Raw genomic sequence first — 15,455 nt, forward strand, 5'->3', positions numbered from 1 at the left:
AACAAGGAGAAAGGCCATGTCGGACATCCTGAGGGATGGCAATACGGGCCCGCTGCATTGGCGTATGCTAAAGCGCGCCGCGGCGGAACGGACGCGCTGGCGCGGTAATGTGCCGGTGGCGGTATTGGTCGCCGGCAGCGCCATCGTCGCCACCCGCTGCCTGGGCATGCTGATGTTGACCAGCAACCTGGGCGTGGAGGGGGTGCGCAGCTTTATCGAGACCAGCAGCCGCTCGTGGGATTTGACGCTGCTGTTTCTGGCAAGCCTCACGGTGCTGTTCGTCGAGTTGCGCTGCGGATTTGCGGTGATGCGCGGTCATTCCTGGGCGCGCTGGTATTTTGCCGGGTGCCAGGGCCTGAGCGCCGGCTATTTGTTCCTGGCCACCTGGAATGGTTTTTATCCTGAAATGTTCGCGCTGCCGGGCGCCAGCGCCGCGGAGATCTCCGGCGAACTGCTGATGCATAAACTGCCGGATATGGTGATCGTGTTGCTGTTATTCGCGCCGATCTCCAGCCGGCGGTTTTTTAAACGCGGCCGGTGATTTTTACCTAAAACCGGTGGTACAATGCGCGCCCGTTTAACCGGCCAGAAAACCTATGCATTGCGAACTTTTCAGCGCGGATCGTTGCCATTCCTGCCAGTGGCTGGATAAGCCCTATGCGCAGCAGCTGGCGGATAAACAGGCCGCCCTGGCCGGATTATTGTCGGCCATGCCCGTGGCGCAGTGGCTGGCGCCGGTGGCTTCGCCGCCCGCGGCGTTTCGCAATAAGGCGAAAATGGTGGTAAGCGGCAGCGTAGAACGCCCGGTGCTAGGCATCATGGCGCGGGACGGAGAGCCGCTGGATCTCTGCGCCTGCCCGCTTTACCCCCCCACCTTCGCGCCGGTATTCGGCGTGCTTAAGCACGTTATCGCCCGCGCCGGCCTGACGCCTTATCACGTGGCGCGCCGGCGCGGCGAGTTAAAATTCCTGCTGTTGACCGAAAGCCGGCATGACGGCGGCATGATGCTGCGTTTCGTGCTGCGCTCGCAGGCCAAGCTGGACGCGCTGCGCGCCCAATTGCCCTGGCTGCGGGAGCGTGTGCCCCAGCTTCAGGTGATATCGGTGAATCTCCAGCCGGTGCATATGGCCATTCTTGAAGGTGAAACTGAAATCATCCTGACCGAGGATACCGCGCTGGCGGAACGGCTCAATGATGTGCCGCTGTTTATCCGCCCGCGCGGTTTTTTCCAGACCAACCCGTCGGTCGCCGCGCGCCTGTATGCCGCCGCCCGGCAGTGGGTCGGCGAACTGGAAATCAGCAGCCTGTGGGATTTGTTTTGTGGGGTGGGGGGGTTTGGTTTGCACTGCGCGCGCCCGAATATGCGCCTGACCGGCATTGAAATCAGCGCCGAGGCGATAGCCAGCGCGCGCCAGTCGGCGCAGCTGATGGGGCTGACCCAGGTGATGTTCCAGGCGCTGGATTCCACCCAGTTCGCGCGCTCAAGGGCGGAGGTGCCGGATCTGGTGCTGGTCAACCCACCCCGGCGCGGCATTGGCGCGGATTTATGCCGCTATCTGGAGAGCATGGCGCCCCCGTATATTCTTTACTCCAGCTGCCAGGCGGAAAGCCTGGCCCGGGATCTGCAGGCCCTGCCGGCATACCGTATCGTCAAGGCGCAGTTATTTGATATGTTTGCGCATACCGCCCATTACGAGACGCTGGTTCTGCTGCAACGCATTCCCTCAGTTACGTCGTTCAAACCGTAACGCCCGATGCTCGATCAAACGCATCAGCAGGGTCAGCACGCCGTTAACGCACAGATAGATAATGCCTGCGGCGCCGAACACCATGACGTCGTAGGTGCGACCATACATTAACTGCCCATGGCCCATGATATCCATCAGGGTAATGGTGTAGGCCAGCGAGGTACTTTTAAACACCAGCACCACTTCATTGGAGTAGGACGACAGCGCCCGCTTGATGGCGAACGGCATCAATAAGCGCAGGGATTGCAGGCGCGACATGCCCAGCGCCGCGCATGACTGCCATTGTCCGGCGGGAATGGCGCGCATAGCGCCGGTAAAGAGCTGGGTGCTGTAGGCGGCGCTGTTAAGCGCCAGCGCCACCATGGCGCACAGCCATGGCTGCGAGACCAGCGCCCATAACCAGGGAATGGCGCGCAGGGCGGCGAATTGCCCGGGCCCGTAATAAATCAAAAATATCTGCACCAGCAGCGGCGTGCCGGTGAACAGGGTAATGTAGATTTTGATTAACGGCGTCAGCACCGGCGTCTTCAGGCTGATAACCAGGGTAAACAGCAGCGCCAGCAGCAAGGCTATGATGATGGCGCACAGCGTCAGCGTCAGGCTGGTGGGCAGCCCCTTCAGCAGTTCGGGCAGGTAGGCCAGCATCAGGAATCCCTCGTCTCGAAACGGGTGGAACGGCGCTCGAACGCCCGCAGGATGATCTGGCTGAACAGGGTGATGACCAGATACACCGCCGCCGCGACCAGGTACCAGGTAAACGGCTGCTGGGTGAAACTGACGATACTTTTGGTTTGCAGCATCAGGTCATTAACGCTTATCAACGACACCAGCGCGGTATCTTTCAACAGCACCAGCCATTGATTGCCCAGACCAGGCAGCGCATGGCGCCACATCTGCGGCATCACCAGGCGGAAAAAAACCGTGCTTTTTTTCATGCCCAGCGCCTGGCCCGACTCCCACTGTCCCTGCGGGATGGCTTTCAGCGCGCCGCGCAGCGTTTGCGAGGCATAGGCGGCATACAGCAACGCCAGGGCAATCACGCCGCAGACAAAGGGACTGACGTTAAAGTTATCAATCGGCAGGCGCACCGGAATACGCGCCGCAATCAGGTTGAGGCTAAAGCCGTCGGCAAGTATCACCAGCAGCTGCGAGGCGCCGAAATAAATAAACAGCACCACCAGAATTTCCGGCAGGCCGCGCAACAGCGTCACCACGGCGGTGCCGATAAGCCCCAGCCATCTCCAGCGGACGGATTCCCAGGCGGCAAAACACATCGCCAGAAACAGCCCGGCCACCAGCGCGCACAGCGCCAGGCCGACGGTGGTCCCGGCGGCGCTGGCTATGGGTTGAAGTTCATTCATGAAAGGCGATTACTGCTTAAACCATTTCTGGTAGATAGTCTGGTAGGTACCGTCTTGCTTGACTTTATCCAGCGCCGTATTGAACTGGTCGCGCAGCTCATTATTGTTCAGGCGCATGGCAATGCCCAGGCCGGTGCCGAAATAGGCTTTATCGGTGATTTTATCGCCGACGGTGGCCAGGTCGGCGTCTTTCTTCAGCCATTCATTGACCACGGCGGTATCGCCGAAGACGGCGTCCAAACGGCCGTTTTTCAAGTCCAGGATGGCGTTCTGATAGCTGTCGTAAGGCACGGCGGTGATTTCAGGATGTTTATCCAGCAGGAATTTCTGATGGGTGGAGCCGTTCTGCATGCCGACACGCTTATCTTTCAACGCGGCCAGATCGGCGAATTTGCCTTTTTGCGCCACGAAAATGGCGGAGTTTTCATAATAAGGCTGGCTGAACGTCACCTGCTGCAAACGGTCCGGCGTGATATCCATGCCTGAGATCACCGCGTCGAAACGACGGAATTTAAGGCTTGGGATCAGGCTGTCGAAAGCCTGGTTGGTAAAGGTGCATTCGGCTTGAAGCTGTTTGCAGAGCGCATTGGCCAAATCGATATCAAACCCCTGGATTTTGTTATTGGCATCAACAAATTCAAACGGAGGATAAGAGGCTTCCGTGGCGAAACGAATGGTCTGCGCCGCGGCGGCGGAAAACGTCATTCCGGCCAGCACTGCGGCAATAATCAATTTTTTCATTTTTTTATTCCAACAATTAATGCGACAAATAGTGAGCAAACGCCTCGGTGTGGGGGGTGGCGAAATGCGTGGCATCGCCTTGTTCCACAATGTGGCCGTTTTCCATATACACGATGCGACTGGCAGTCTTACGCGCTACCTCTACTTCATGCGTTACAATCACCTGCGTGATGCCGGTTTGGGCCAGTTCACGAATGATGCTGACGATTTGTGCGGTAATTTCCGGGTCCAGCGCCGCGGTCGGCTCATCAAACAGCAGCACCTGCGGTTCCATCATCAGCGCCCTGGCTATCGCGACCCGTTGCTGCTGGCCGCCGGATAAATGCAGGGGAAAACGATCGGCGAAATCGGTTAAACGCAGGCGATCGAGCAGCTTGTCCGCCCGTTCGTTGGCCACGGCGCGCGACAGGGCGAGCACCCGGCAGGGCGCCTCGATCAAATTCTGCCGCACGGTTAAATGCGGCCAGAGGTTGTATTGCTGGAATACCATGCCGACGTTTTGACGCAGTTCGCGAATGGCTTTCTCGCCGGGCGCCTGGATAAAATCGAAATGGTTGCCGGCGATCGACAACTGACCGGCGCGGGGCATCTCCAACAGGTTGAGTACCCGCAGTAAAGAACTTTTACCCGCCCCGCTGGGGCCGAGCAGCACCAACGTTTCTCCCGCCGGGCAGTCAAGGGTGATATCAAACAGCGCCTGGGTGGCGCCGTAAAAACAGTCAATGCGGTTTAGTTGAATACTCATGCGAAGAAACTGAATAGCCATTAAGGCGGCAGATGTTAACGTCGACAGCCTGTCGATGCAATCTGCCGCGATTAAAATTTACATTTAGGGGCGTAATAATATCACGAACAGCACAAAACGTCATTCCTCACCGCCGGATTGCCGCGATGTGCTGCATTTTAGCCCAGCGGGCAGCGGGCGCAGCGCCCGCTGGCGCCCGCAGCAGCAAGAACCGCTGGCTGCGCGCGATTAACGTTCTTCCAGCGTTTGGCGCAGGGTGCCGGCGGGATGGGGAGATAGCGTGCCAAGGTAGCGTACGTCGTCCAGCACCCAGCAGTTGCCTTCGCGGATCATCAGCACTTCATCCTGCCAGCGCACCGATTGGCCGTTGCTGCCCTGGCTGCGGGACAGGTCTACGCGCAGGGGGATATTTTTCGCATCGGTATTGAGGATACGCGAGGCGCTGTGAACCTCGGCCGTGGCGGGTCCGTCGGCCTGGCTGCTGAAGATATCCCCGGGCGGCAAGGCGGTAAGCTTGGCCTGCGCTTTACGATCCGTGGTCAGTACGTGGAACAACCGTTCGCTGAGGTAGGGGCGGTACTGCCCCAGCTGCGAGGCGCTGGGTTTGCCCTGCGGCTGCGCGATGCGCAGATTGTAGAACGCCTGCGCCACCGTATCCGGCCCGCCGTCGACGCAGGGTGCGCTGCGCGTGCCGATATCCTTAAACGCCGGATCGACCTGGGTGCATGCGGCAAGAATCAATGCCAGCGGCAAGAGGGCATAAAGCTTATTGTTCATTATTAACCTTCACGATAGAGGATGGCGAGAGATCAGTACCATCGAGTATAATTAAAAATCAGATGGTTGTGTGAGGACCGGCACGTTTGGCTAAAGACGGGGACGCGCCAGGCCCGGTTAAGATGGCGCCTGGCGTTATTCTGGCGGGCAATGGGGTGGGATAGCGGTCTTAAAATCATTTTATCCCAAGGTATTGTGCGGGTGAATATCTTTATCATCCTTGGAGAATGCGCTTGCATTAAATTTCAAGTGGATGTTATTGCTCAATTTTTCCTGATATTTTTTTAATCTGCATTAATTCAGGGCAATCGGCGGGTATTTCATCATTTTTGCCGTCTTGCGGTGGCGCCTGTAAATCATCAATTTCTTTATGGATTAACGCGCCTGTAGCGGTTTTTAATCCTTGGTCTTGTCAAGACCGGAAAATCCCGAGCGCTGCTTTCGCGCCGAGGGGAAAGGATATTTATCAGCCGCGGCATGCGTTGCTGGCGACAGCGTTGAAAATAATTAAATGGTAAACAGGATAGCCGGCCCGATACCTGGCGTATATCATTTACAGCGCGTCACCGTCGGGTGATATGACTCAACAGGATTAGGTGCTTGATGGATATTGGCATGATGAGCAGCGGCGCGCCGGGCTGTCCGGCCGGCGGGCCGAAACCAACGATGCCATGGTGGGCCATGACCCTGTTAATCCTGTGCATCGCCGGCTGCCAGCAGGCAATAACACCGCCGGCCCATGAGGCGGCTTACCGGGTGGACGATTCACGGCGCGCGCATGGCGCGGATGAGCGGGTGCAGTTTTTAGTCATCCATTATACCGCCGAGGATTTTGCCGCGTCGCTGAGCACCCTGACCGCCGAGCAGGTCAGCGCCCACTATCTTATCCCGGCGGTGCCCGGAGGGGCGCCGGGCGTACCCACCGCGCTACGGCTGGTGGATGAGTCCCGTCGCGCCTGGCACGCGGGCGAAAGCTATTGGCGCGGACGCACACATCTTAACGATACGTCGATTGGCATTGAAATCGAAAACCACGGGTACCGGCGTACCCTGACGGGCGCGCGCGCGACCCCCTATCCCCCGGCGCAAGTCGCACTGGTCATTGCCCTGAGCCGCGATATCATCCACCGGTATCATATCCTGCCAGGCAATGTCGTGGGGCACAGCGATATCGCCTGGCGGCGCAAACAGGATCCCGGCCCGTTATTCCCCTGGCGGCAATTGGCGGCGGCGGGCGTTGGCGTCTGGCCGGATACGCGGCGGGTAGAGCATTACCTGGCGGGGCGCGACCCCAACTCGCCGGTGGCGATGGCGGGCATAATGACCCGGATGGCGCAATACGGTTACGATGTAGCGCCGCAACTGCCGGCGGCGCTGCAGCAAAAAGCGCTGGCGGCGTTCCAGATGCATTTTCGCCCGCGGGATTTCCGCGGCCTGGCGGACGCGGAAACCGAGGCGATCCTGGATGCGTTACTGGAAATACACGCCGGTGAGCGGGGCGCCGGATAGCTGTGCCTGATGGCGCAGGAATTCCTCCCAGCAGCCCACCACCTTTTCCAGATCTTCACGGCTGATATTTAAATGGGTGACCAGGCGGGTAACCGTGCCGGCGGCCACCACGATATCATGCTGTTTCATCCAGGGGCCGAGCTTGGCGGCCAATTCCGCCGGCTGGCGGATAAACAGCATATTGGTTTGCGCGCCCGGGGCCACGATCTCAACGCCCAATGCCGATAGCCGCTGTTCCAGCCAGCGGGCGTTATCATGATCCTCGCGCAGCCGCTGCACATTATGCTCAAGGGCGTAACGGCCCGCCGCCGCCAGGATCCCCGACTGACGCATCCCTCCGCCCACCATCTTGCGCCAGCGCCGGGCCTGGTGGATATAATCCGCGCCGCCGCACAGCAGCGAGCCCACCGGCGCACCCAGTCCTTTTGATAAGCAGATAGTCAGCGTATCGCAATATTGCGTGATTTCGCTGAGCGGGATCTGCAGCGCCGCCACGGCATTGAAAATGCGCGCCCCATCAATATGCAGCGCCAGACGGTGGTCGCGGGTAAACTGCCAGGCCTGCCGCAGGTATTCCTGCGGCAGCACTTTACCGTTATGGGTATTTTCCAGGCTTAACAGGCGCGTGCGGGCGAAATGAAAATCATCGGGTTTGATGGCCGCCGCCACCTTATCCAGCGGCAGGGTGCCGTCGGCGTCGGCGTCCAGCGGCTGTGGCTGGATACTGCCCAACACCGCCGCGCCGCCGGCTTCGAAGCGGTAATTATGCGCCTGCTGGCCGACGATGTACTCTTCCCCGCGCTGGCAATGCGTCAGCAAGGCCACCAGGTTGGCCTGGGTGCCGCTGGGGAAAAACAGCGCCGCGTCTTTGGCGCTGAGCCGGGCCCCGTCGGCTTCGAGCGACGCCACGGTGGGATCGTCGCCATAAACATCATCGCCAACCTCGGCTTCCGCCATCAGCCGGCGCATGGCGGCGCTTGGCAAGGTGACGGTATCACTGCGTAGATCAATCATGCTCACTCCGTTACGTTCTTGATACGGGCGTTAACACCTGTGCCCTAATGATGCCGCCGCCCGGCAAAGGGACCCTGATGCCGGGCGTATCATACCGGGCCCTAGCGCAGCCAGTTGGTTTTGGCCAATTCTACCACTTCATCGCCGCGGCCGTTAATGATGGCCCGCAGCATATACAGGCTGAAACCTTTTGCCTGTTCGAATTTAATCTGCGGCGGCATGGCCAGTTCTTCCTTGGCGGTAATCACATCCACCACCACGGGTCCGTCGGTGGCAAACGCCTCTTCCAGCGCGGCGTCAAGATCGGCGGATTTTTCCACCCGGATGCCCTTGATCCCGGCGGCGCGGGCGATGGCGGCAAAATCAGGGTTCTGCAGGTCGGTACCGTCGGTCAGATAGCCGCCCGCCTTCATTTCCATGGCGACAAAGCCCAGCACGCTGTTGTTGAAAATCACGATCTTAACCGGCAGCTTCATCTGCGCCATGGATAAAAAATCGCCCATCAGCATGGTGAAGCCGCCGTCGCCGCACAGGGCGACCACCTGGCGCTTGGGATAGGCCGCCTGAGCGCCCAGGGCCTGCGGCATGGCATTAGCCATGGAGCCATGGTTAAAAGAGCCGATAAGCCGGCGCTGCCCGTTCATTTCCAGATAGCGTGCCGCCCATACGGTCGGCGTACCCACATCGCAGGTGAAGATGGCATCGCGGGCGGCCAGGCGGCTGACCTGCTGCGCCACGTACTGCGGATGAATAGGTTTATTGCCGTTGGGTTTGGCCAGGGCATCGAGATCCCCCCTGGTGGCGTGATAATGCTCCAGCGCCTGATCAAGATGATGGCGCCCCGTTTTCTCCGTCAAGCGCGGCAACAGTACCGCCAGCGTGGATTTGACATCGCCGACCAGCGCCATGTTCACCGCGCAATGGGCGCCCAGGCTGCCCGGATCGATATCAATCTGGATGATATTGGCGTTGGTGGGATAAAAGGCGCGATAGGGGAAACGGGTCCCCAGCAGGACCAGCGTATCGGCGTTCATCATGGCATGATAACCGGACGAGAAGCCAATCAGGCCGGTCATGCCGACATCATAGGGATTATCCCACTCCAAATGCTCCTTGCCGCGCAGCGCATGGACGATCGGCGCCTTGAGCAGTCCGGCCAGCCTGACCACTTCATCATGGGCGCCGGCGCAGCCGCAGCCGCACATCAGCGTGATATTTTCCGCCTGGTTCAGCACCGCGGCCAGTTTTTCCAATTCGCCCACCGGCGGGACGCTCAGGGACGGCTGCGGGGTATACCATGACGGCTGATAGTCTTCCGGCGCCGGTTTCAGCGCCACGTCCCCCGGCAGCACGATCACCGAGACGCCGCGGTTGAGAATGGCCTTGCGCATGGCGATGCCCAGCACCTGGGGCAGTTGTTCCGGATTGGAAATCAATTCGCAGTAATGGCTGCATTCGCGGAACAGTTCTTCCGGGTGGGTCTCCTGGAAGTAGCCGCTGCCGATTTCGCTGGAGGGAATATGGGCGGCAATCGCCAGCACCGGCACCTGATTGCGGTGGCAGTCATACAACCCGTTGATCAAATGCAGGTTGCCCGGCCCGCAAGAGCCGGCGCACACCGCCAGCTGACCGGTGACATGGGCTTCCGCCCCGGCGGCGAAGGCCGCCACCTCTTCATGACGGGTGCCCATCCATTGAATAGTGCCCATGCGATTAAGGCTGTCGCTCAGGCCGTTAAGCGAATCGCCGGTGACGCCCCAGATACGTTTAACGCCGGCTTGCTCGAGGGTTTTGGCAATGGCTGCCGCAACGGTTTGTTTCATGGCTTTCCCCTTTAAAATGAGTCGGGACTAAGACAAAAAAAATCCCATGCCGGTAAAGCTTAGTCCTTTTAAACGGGGAAGTGCAGTGCCTGGCCGGTCAGGCGGAGAATAGCGCGATAAGAACCGGCGCCAGCAGGCTCAATAAAAAGCCGTGCACAATGGCCGCCGGCACCACTTCCAGGCCGCCGCTGCGTTGCAGCACCGGCAACGTGAAATCCATCGACGTGGCGCCGCACAGGCCCAGGGCGACGCTGCGGCTGCGGCGCATCAGTCCGGGAATCAGCATGATGGCCAGCAGCTCGCGTATCAGATCGTTAAAAAATGCGGCGCTGCCCACCACCGGGCCAAAGGCATCGGTCATTAAAATGCCGGAAAGGGAATACCAGCCGAAAGCAGAGGCCATGGCCAGTCCGGTAAGCAGGGGCAACCCAAGGATCATTGCCGCGCCAGCGCCGCCGAGCATCGCGCTGGCAGCCACCACCAGGGCGATATTGGCGCCGCGCCGGTTCAGCAGTATCTGCCGTAGCGTCATGCCGCTGTTGCGCAACTGCATCCCCACCAGCAGCAGCAGCAGGATCAGGGCGAATTCGCTGGCGCGCGAGGCGACGCTGAGCCAGCGCCATTGGGTCAGGCCTATGGCAAATCCCGCCGCCACCACCAGGCAGAGCTTGAGCGAATCCATGGCCATGCGCAGCCGGGAGGGAGGCGTGTCCTGATGGGTGGGCGCCGGCCAGGGCGCGCGCTTCTCCAGCCACCACAGCGCGGCGCCGTTAACCGTCAGGATGCACAGGGCGCTGATGCCGGCATACCAGGCAATCAGCAACAGGTTGCTGGCCAGGTTATCTAAAAATGCCAGGCTGATGCCCATGAAGAACAGAATGATATAGACCATCGCGCTCAACAGGCGGTTGACGGCCCGCAGCACCCCTTGGCGCAGGCGTGGCAACAGGTAGCCGAGGAGTAAAGGAATGAGAATAATCAACAGGCCGGAATACATAGTGGGGTCACATCCTTTTGTGCGGCGGGGAAAGCTGCCTTAAACTAACCAAAACCGGGATAACTGTAAAGGCGGCGTGGGGCGATGGTGTCTTGCGCGGATGAACGTGATAAGTACGCACGGCGCTGCCGCCTGGGACCAGGCGGCAGCCGGCTAGTCCCTGGCGAAATGCGCGTTGATTTGTCGGGCAAGCTGGTCCAGCAGCTCATATCGGCGTCGGTATTCGGCGCGTTTTTTGCTGGGCACTGTTTCCAGAGGCTTGCGCGGGATGCTTAATGGCAGATGGAAATAACCCTGTTCGTCGCGTTGACCATTGAGGGATAGCCAGAAATTGTCGTAGTCAGCGTGCAGGAACCGCCTTTTTTTAGAAGAGTAACGCCGCGCCCGGTACATATGGCTATTATTGCCCACGGCGAGAATGCGCTGGATATCCAGGTTGGCCGCCAGCAGCATTACCGTCTCGAGCGCCAGCCGCTTGGGAAACAGGCCGTGGCAGGATTTTGTGGCGGCATGTATCGCCTCGTGGGCCACCTGCCGCCCCGCCCCCTGCAGGCCGCCGATAAAGAGCGTGGCACCCTGGCCGGGGGTAATGGCAAAGGTTATCTCGGCCAGCATGACATGGTGTTCATCGGTAAGCAGCACGGTGGCCTCGCCTTCGCGGTTTAAATGGTCCAGCGAGTCGAGGCGCAGGTAAAAACGCCGCCCGTCCCTGGCCGCAAGCTCCGCCAGGATGATGCCTGCGCCCGTCAGGTGTCCGTTGAGCAGGGACGGGGGGAGGTGCGCCTGGGTATAGGTGTAGTGAAACAGCAGGGCGTCCAGCCGTTGTTTACGGCGCATGTTCGCGGCGAGATAGGGGCGGTGCAGCTTACAGGGCAGCCCCGGCTGTGAGGCGAGCATCTGCGGCAACAGCGGGGATTGCGCCAGGTATGCCAGCCAGGGCGCGGAATACGCGAACGTGCAGAGATAGCGGAGCATGAACTTGCAGCGATAAACCGGGCGGGCCCAAGCCGCGCCCGGCATCAGCTTGCCGAAAAACAGGGCCAGCGCCAATTGCCAACCGGTTAATGAATCCGGTTTTTCCAGACTGGATACAAGCTGTGACATATCTGTATGACCTGGTTAAAACAAAAGCCTATTTCAACAAGGCCTTGTTAAACGGTTGGTCAATATGGCGGGGGGATGAAGAAGAGATAATAACTTGTTTACCATATGTTTATGGTGCAGGGCTTGGACCGCAGGATATCGCGTCAGCCGGGGGTGAGATGGCGGGAGGAGGGAATCAGCGCGCGCGGGGAAAACTTAAGGCGATTTAGTGATTGCTACTGATATAATTATGCTTGCGTCTTAAAAGAAAAATGTTATACCTTGAGTATGCAGGGACCAGCTTGCGAAAAAAATGCCAGCGATTCACTGGCATTTCACTAGCATCCTTAGGCATTAATCGCGAGGCGCGTCATCAGGCAACAGTCTCGGTTTCAACAGGCACAATCAGACTCGCATGGTTCCCCTTGGGACCCTGATGAACGTCGAATCTGACCACTTGCCCGGCTTTGAGCGTGCGATAACCGTCCATTTGGATTGTTGAGTAATGCGCAAATATATCCTCGCCGCCGCTTTCAGGACAGATAAACCCAAAACCTTTGGCGTTATTGAACCATTTTACTTTACCCGTCTCCATGCTTCTACATCCCTCGCAACCGAATCTTATATGTGATGAGGATTGTTGACGTCGTAAGCCTGATTGGTCAAAACAGCAGCGGCTTACGCAAGTACACTCTAGAGGATAGGAAGCACAGGTCAAGAGGATGCTGGAGGAGTTGGCTGATGATATTACTAAACTTTGAAGCAGGTAACGATATTGACGCTTTTTTGACAAAATCTCAAGGCGCCGGTCGCGATCAAAATCCTATTATTGTTATAGGTTTTAGCAGGCGGCGGTTTTGAACATCTAATGGTAGACTGTTAACCATGATGGGGCTGCGCTCCGGGGTAGTCGGCGGTTGCAGCGGTATATCAAGAAAGAGCAACGTATTGACGGAAAGGCGATGGGTAACACAAGCGAAAGGCCAGGCGAACAGAATTTTGCCGAAGACCTATTGAAAGATGCGGTAAAACCCCCATCAATGTATAAAGTGATACTTATCAATGACGATTACACTCCGATGGAATTTGTCATTGACGTACTGCAAAAGTTCTTTTCTTATGATGTTGAACGTGCAACGCAACTGATGCTTACGGTTCATTATCACGGCAAGGCTATCTGCGGAGTCTACACCGCCGAAGTCGCCGAAACCAAAGCCGCTCATGTTAATCGTTATGCCCGGGAAAATGAGCATCCGTTGCTTTGTACGCTGGAAAAGGCCTGAACAGGCAATCAATTTGGGGAGGTGCCAATGCTCAATCAAGAACTGGAACTCAGTTTAAATATGGCTTTCGCCAGAGCGCGCGAGCACCGGCATGAGTTTATGACCGTGGAACATCTGCTGCTGGCATTGCTCAGCAACCCTTCTGCGCGGGAAGCGCTCGAGGCGTGCACGGTTGACCTGGTGGCGTTACGCCAGGAGCTCGAAGCATTCATCGAACAGACCACACCGACCTTACCGACCAGTGACGAAGAGCGCGATACGCAGCCTACGCTCAGCTTCCAGCGCGTATTGCAGCGCGCGGTGTTCCATGTCCAGTCATCAGGACGCAGTGAAGTCTCCGGCGCCAATGTCCTGGTTGCTATTTTTAGCGAACAGGAGTCCCAGGCGGCCTATCTGCTGCGTAAGCATGATGTCAGCCGGCTCGACATAGTGAATTTCATCTCCCACGGCACCCGTAAAGATGAAACGCAGGCACCCGGCCCTGAAAATCCGGTTAACGAAGAGCAGGCAGGCGGGGAGGAGCGTATGGAAAATTTCACTACCAATCTTAACCAACTCGCCCGGGTGGGCGGGATCGATCCCCTGATTGGCCGTGAGCGGGAGCTGGAACGTACCGTACAGGTATTATGCCGTCGCCGTAAAAACAACCCGCTGCTGGTGGGCGAATCCGGCGTCGGTAAAACGGCGATTGCGGAAGGCCTGGCCTGGCGCATCGTCCAGGGCGACGTGCCCGAGGTTATCGCCGACTGCACGATTTATTCACTCGATATCGGCTCGTTGCTGGCCGGCACGAAATACCGCGGCGACTTCGAGAAGCGCTTCAAGGCCCTGCTCAAGCAGCTTGAATCGGATAAAAACAGCATCCTGTTTATCGATGAGATCCACACCATCATCGGCGCCGGCGCCGCTTCGGGCGGTCAGGTCGATGCGGCTAACCTGATCAAACCGCTGCTTTCCAGCGGCAAGATCCGGGTCATGGGGTCCACCACCTACCAGGAATTCAGTAATATTTTCGAAAAGGATCGGGCGCTGGCGCGTCGCTTCCAGAAAATTGATATCACCGAACCGTCGGTGGAAGAGACCGTGCAGATCCTGACCGGGCTTAAGCCAAAATATGAGGCCCATCATGACGTGCGTTATACCGCCAAGGCGGTGCGCGCGGCGGTTGAGCTGGCGGTGAAATACATCAACGATCGCCATCTGCCCGACAAGGCCATCGATGTTATCGATGAGGCGGGCGCCCGCAGCCGGCTGATGCCGGTGAGCAAACGTAAAAAGACCGTTAACGTGGCGGATATCGAATCGGTGGTGGCGCGTATCGCGCGGATTCCGGAAAAAACCGTCTCCTCCAGCGATCGCGATGTGCTCAAGCACCTGAACGAACGCCTGAAGATGCTGGTGTTCGGACAGGATAAGGCCATTGAGGCGCTGACCGAAGCGATCAAGATGAGCCGCGCCGGGCTGGGCCAGGATCATAAGCCGGTAGGTTCCTTCCTGTTCGCGGGTCCGACCGGCGTGGGTAAAACCGAAGTCACGGTGCAACTGGCGAAAGCGCTGGATATCGAGCTGCTGCGCTTTGATATGTCCGAATATATGGAGCGTCATACGGTCAGCCGGCTGATCGGCGCGCCTCCGGGATATGTGGGCTACGACCAGGGCGGCCTGTTGACCGATGCGGTCCTCAAGCATCCGCACGCCGTGCTGCTGCTTGATGAAATCGAGAAAGCGCATCCGGACGTGTTCAATCTGCTGCTGCAAGTGATGGACAACGGTACGCTGACCGATAACAATGGCCGTAAGGCGGACTTCCGCAACGTTATAGTGGTGATGACCACCAATGCCGGGGTGCAGGAAACCACGCGCCAGTCTATCGGTATGATCCAGCAGGATAACAGTACGGATGCCATGGGCGAGATCAAGAAGATCTTTACCCCCGAATTCCGTAACCGCCTGGATAACGTGATTTGGTTTAATCACTTGTCGCCGGAAATCATCCAATTGGTGGTGGACAAGTTTATCGTGGAACTGCAGGCGCAGCTGGATGCCAAGGGCGTGTCGCTGGAAGTTAGCGATGAAGCCCGCGACTGGCTGTCCACCAAAGGCTATGACAAGTCCATGGGCGCGCGGCCGATGGCCAGGGTGATGCAGGAGAACCTGAAGAAGCCTTTGGCCAACGAACTGCTGTTCGGGTCGCTGGTCGATGGCGGTTCAGTCACCGTAGAGCTGAACAAGGACAAGAAAGAGCTGACCTACCATTTCCTCAGCGCGCAAAAACGCAAAGCGGAAGGCGTGGTCCACTAAACCCCGATCAGCGGGTAACTGGCAAGATAAAAAGGCGATGCGCTGCATCGCCTTTTTTTATTCCCCCAGCGGA

Annotated in this window: 15 protein-coding genes; 5 read left to right on the forward strand and 10 right to left on the reverse strand. The window is 58.4% G+C overall.

Features of this window, described 5'->3' with window-relative positions; all coding sequences use genetic code 11:
• Positions 1-16 precede the first annotated feature (16 nt).
• Positions 17-541, forward strand: coding sequence for a YbjO family protein (locus ACL2XQ_RS06575; RefSeq protein ID WP_413722372.1), 525 nt, complete (start codon positions 17-19; stop codon positions 539-541).
• 55 nt (positions 542-596) lie between these two features.
• The gene (gene rlmC / locus ACL2XQ_RS06580) at positions 597-1,748 is read left to right on the forward strand and encodes a 23S rRNA (uracil(747)-C(5))-methyltransferase RlmC (protein WP_413722373.1); all 1,152 of its coding nucleotides are present in this window, start codon (positions 597-599) and stop codon (positions 1,746-1,748) included.
• Here rlmC and artM read toward each other — a convergent pair.
• From artM to ACL2XQ_RS06605, 5 genes are all read right to left on the reverse strand, one after another.
• Positions 1,725-2,393 carry an arginine ABC transporter permease ArtM gene (gene artM / locus ACL2XQ_RS06585; RefSeq protein ID WP_410015929.1) on the reverse strand — a complete coding sequence of 223 codons (669 nt, stop codon included), beginning with the start codon at positions 2,391-2,393 and terminating at the stop codon, positions 1,725-1,727. The genes rlmC and artM overlap by 24 nt on opposite strands.
• Entirely contained in the window at positions 2,393-3,109 is a 717-nt protein-coding gene (gene artQ / locus ACL2XQ_RS06590) for an arginine ABC transporter permease ArtQ (RefSeq protein WP_410015928.1), read from the reverse strand. The genes artM and artQ overlap by 1 nt, the downstream gene beginning before the upstream one ends.
• A gap of 9 nt (positions 3,110-3,118) precedes the next feature.
• Complete coding sequence (artJ, locus tag ACL2XQ_RS06595) at positions 3,119-3,850, reverse strand: arginine ABC transporter substrate-binding protein (RefSeq protein WP_410015927.1); 732 nt, start codon at positions 3,848-3,850, stop codon at positions 3,119-3,121.
• A 16-nt stretch (positions 3,851-3,866) separates the two neighbouring features.
• The gene (gene artP, locus ACL2XQ_RS06600) at positions 3,867-4,595 is read right to left on the reverse strand and encodes an arginine ABC transporter ATP-binding protein ArtP (protein WP_413722374.1); all 729 of its coding nucleotides are present in this window, start codon (positions 4,593-4,595) and stop codon (positions 3,867-3,869) included.
• Between the two features lie 228 nt (positions 4,596-4,823).
• Complete coding sequence (locus ACL2XQ_RS06605; protein WP_410015925.1) at positions 4,824-5,372, reverse strand: lipoprotein; 549 nt, start codon at positions 5,370-5,372, stop codon at positions 4,824-4,826.
• 666 nt (positions 5,373-6,038) lie between these two features.
• On the opposite strand from ACL2XQ_RS06605, the gene ACL2XQ_RS06610 reads away from it, so the two are divergent.
• On the forward strand, positions 6,039-6,881 hold the full coding sequence (locus ACL2XQ_RS06610) for an N-acetylmuramoyl-L-alanine amidase (protein WP_413740503.1): 843 nt from the start codon (positions 6,039-6,041) through the stop codon (positions 6,879-6,881).
• On the opposite strand, the gene ltaE is transcribed toward ACL2XQ_RS06610, so the two are convergent.
• The 5 genes from ltaE to cspD form a co-directional block, all read right to left on the reverse strand.
• Positions 6,843-7,895, reverse strand: coding sequence for a low-specificity L-threonine aldolase (gene ltaE, locus ACL2XQ_RS06615; protein ID WP_413740162.1), 1,053 nt, complete (start codon positions 7,893-7,895; stop codon positions 6,843-6,845). The genes ACL2XQ_RS06610 and ltaE overlap by 39 nt on opposite strands.
• 101 nt (positions 7,896-7,996) lie before the next feature.
• Positions 7,997-9,718: a ubiquinone-dependent pyruvate dehydrogenase gene (gene poxB / locus ACL2XQ_RS06620; RefSeq protein WP_410015923.1), complete on the reverse strand. Its 1,722-nt coding sequence runs from the start codon at positions 9,716-9,718 to the stop codon at positions 7,997-7,999.
• A 97-nt stretch (positions 9,719-9,815) separates the two neighbouring features.
• Complete coding sequence (locus ACL2XQ_RS06625; protein WP_410015922.1) at positions 9,816-10,715, reverse strand: lysine exporter LysO family protein; 900 nt, start codon at positions 10,713-10,715, stop codon at positions 9,816-9,818.
• 153 nt (positions 10,716-10,868) lie between these two features.
• On the reverse strand, positions 10,869-11,819 hold the full coding sequence (locus tag ACL2XQ_RS06630) for a VirK/YbjX family protein (RefSeq protein WP_413722377.1): 951 nt from the start codon (positions 11,817-11,819) through the stop codon (positions 10,869-10,871).
• Between the two features lie 352 nt (positions 11,820-12,171).
• A complete protein-coding gene (gene cspD, locus ACL2XQ_RS06635; RefSeq protein ID WP_132922666.1) occupies positions 12,172-12,393 on the reverse strand; it encodes a cold shock-like protein CspD in 222 nt (73 codons plus the stop codon).
• 367 nt (positions 12,394-12,760) lie between these two features.
• Here cspD and clpS point away from each other — a divergent pair, with 367 nt between their 5' ends.
• Together clpS and clpA are read left to right on the forward strand one after the other, a co-directional pair.
• Complete coding sequence (gene clpS, locus ACL2XQ_RS06640; RefSeq protein ID WP_331122169.1) at positions 12,761-13,081, forward strand: ATP-dependent Clp protease adapter ClpS; 321 nt, start codon at positions 12,761-12,763, stop codon at positions 13,079-13,081.
• A gap of 27 nt (positions 13,082-13,108) precedes the next feature.
• The gene (gene clpA / locus ACL2XQ_RS06645) at positions 13,109-15,382 is read left to right on the forward strand and encodes an ATP-dependent Clp protease ATP-binding subunit ClpA (RefSeq protein WP_410015920.1); all 2,274 of its coding nucleotides are present in this window, start codon (positions 13,109-13,111) and stop codon (positions 15,380-15,382) included.
• Positions 15,383-15,455: the final 73 nt, after the last annotated feature.

This window comes from Sodalis sp. RH14 (assembly GCF_047324285.1).
Lineage (GTDB): Bacteria > Pseudomonadota > Gammaproteobacteria > Enterobacterales > Enterobacteriaceae > Acerihabitans.

Coding starts and splice junctions, on each gene's coding strand:
- cspD (WP_132922666.1), bottom strand. CDS start 12,393: ATGGAGACGGGTAAAGTAAAATGGTTCAATAACGCCAAAGGTTTTGGG.
- artQ (WP_410015928.1), bottom strand. CDS start 3,109: ATGAATGAACTTCAACCCATAGCCAGCGCCGCCGGGACCACCGTCGGC.
- ACL2XQ_RS06630 (WP_413722377.1), bottom strand. CDS start 11,819: ATGTCACAGCTTGTATCCAGTCTGGAAAAACCGGATTCATTAACCGGT.
- ACL2XQ_RS06625 (WP_410015922.1), bottom strand. CDS start 10,715: ATGTATTCCGGCCTGTTGATTATTCTCATTCCTTTACTCCTCGGCTAC.
- ltaE (WP_413740162.1), bottom strand. CDS start 7,895: ATGATTGATCTACGCAGTGATACCGTCACCTTGCCAAGCGCCGCCATG.
- poxB (WP_410015923.1), bottom strand. CDS start 9,718: ATGAAACAAACCGTTGCGGCAGCCATTGCCAAAACCCTCGAGCAAGCC.
- ACL2XQ_RS06575 (WP_413722372.1), top strand. CDS start 17: ATGTCGGACATCCTGAGGGATGGCAATACGGGCCCGCTGCATTGGCGT.
- artM (WP_410015929.1), bottom strand. CDS start 2,393: ATGCTGGCCTACCTGCCCGAACTGCTGAAGGGGCTGCCCACCAGCCTG.
- ACL2XQ_RS06610 (WP_413740503.1), top strand. CDS start 6,039: ATGCCATGGTGGGCCATGACCCTGTTAATCCTGTGCATCGCCGGCTGC.
- artJ (WP_410015927.1), bottom strand. CDS start 3,850: ATGAAAAAATTGATTATTGCCGCAGTGCTGGCCGGAATGACGTTTTCC.
- clpA (WP_410015920.1), top strand. CDS start 13,109: ATGCTCAATCAAGAACTGGAACTCAGTTTAAATATGGCTTTCGCCAGA.
- rlmC (WP_413722373.1), top strand. CDS start 597: ATGCATTGCGAACTTTTCAGCGCGGATCGTTGCCATTCCTGCCAGTGG.
- clpS (WP_331122169.1), top strand. CDS start 12,761: ATGGGTAACACAAGCGAAAGGCCAGGCGAACAGAATTTTGCCGAAGAC.
- ACL2XQ_RS06605 (WP_410015925.1), bottom strand. CDS start 5,372: ATGAACAATAAGCTTTATGCCCTCTTGCCGCTGGCATTGATTCTTGCC.
- artP (WP_413722374.1), bottom strand. CDS start 4,595: ATGAGTATTCAACTAAACCGCATTGACTGTTTTTACGGCGCCACCCAG.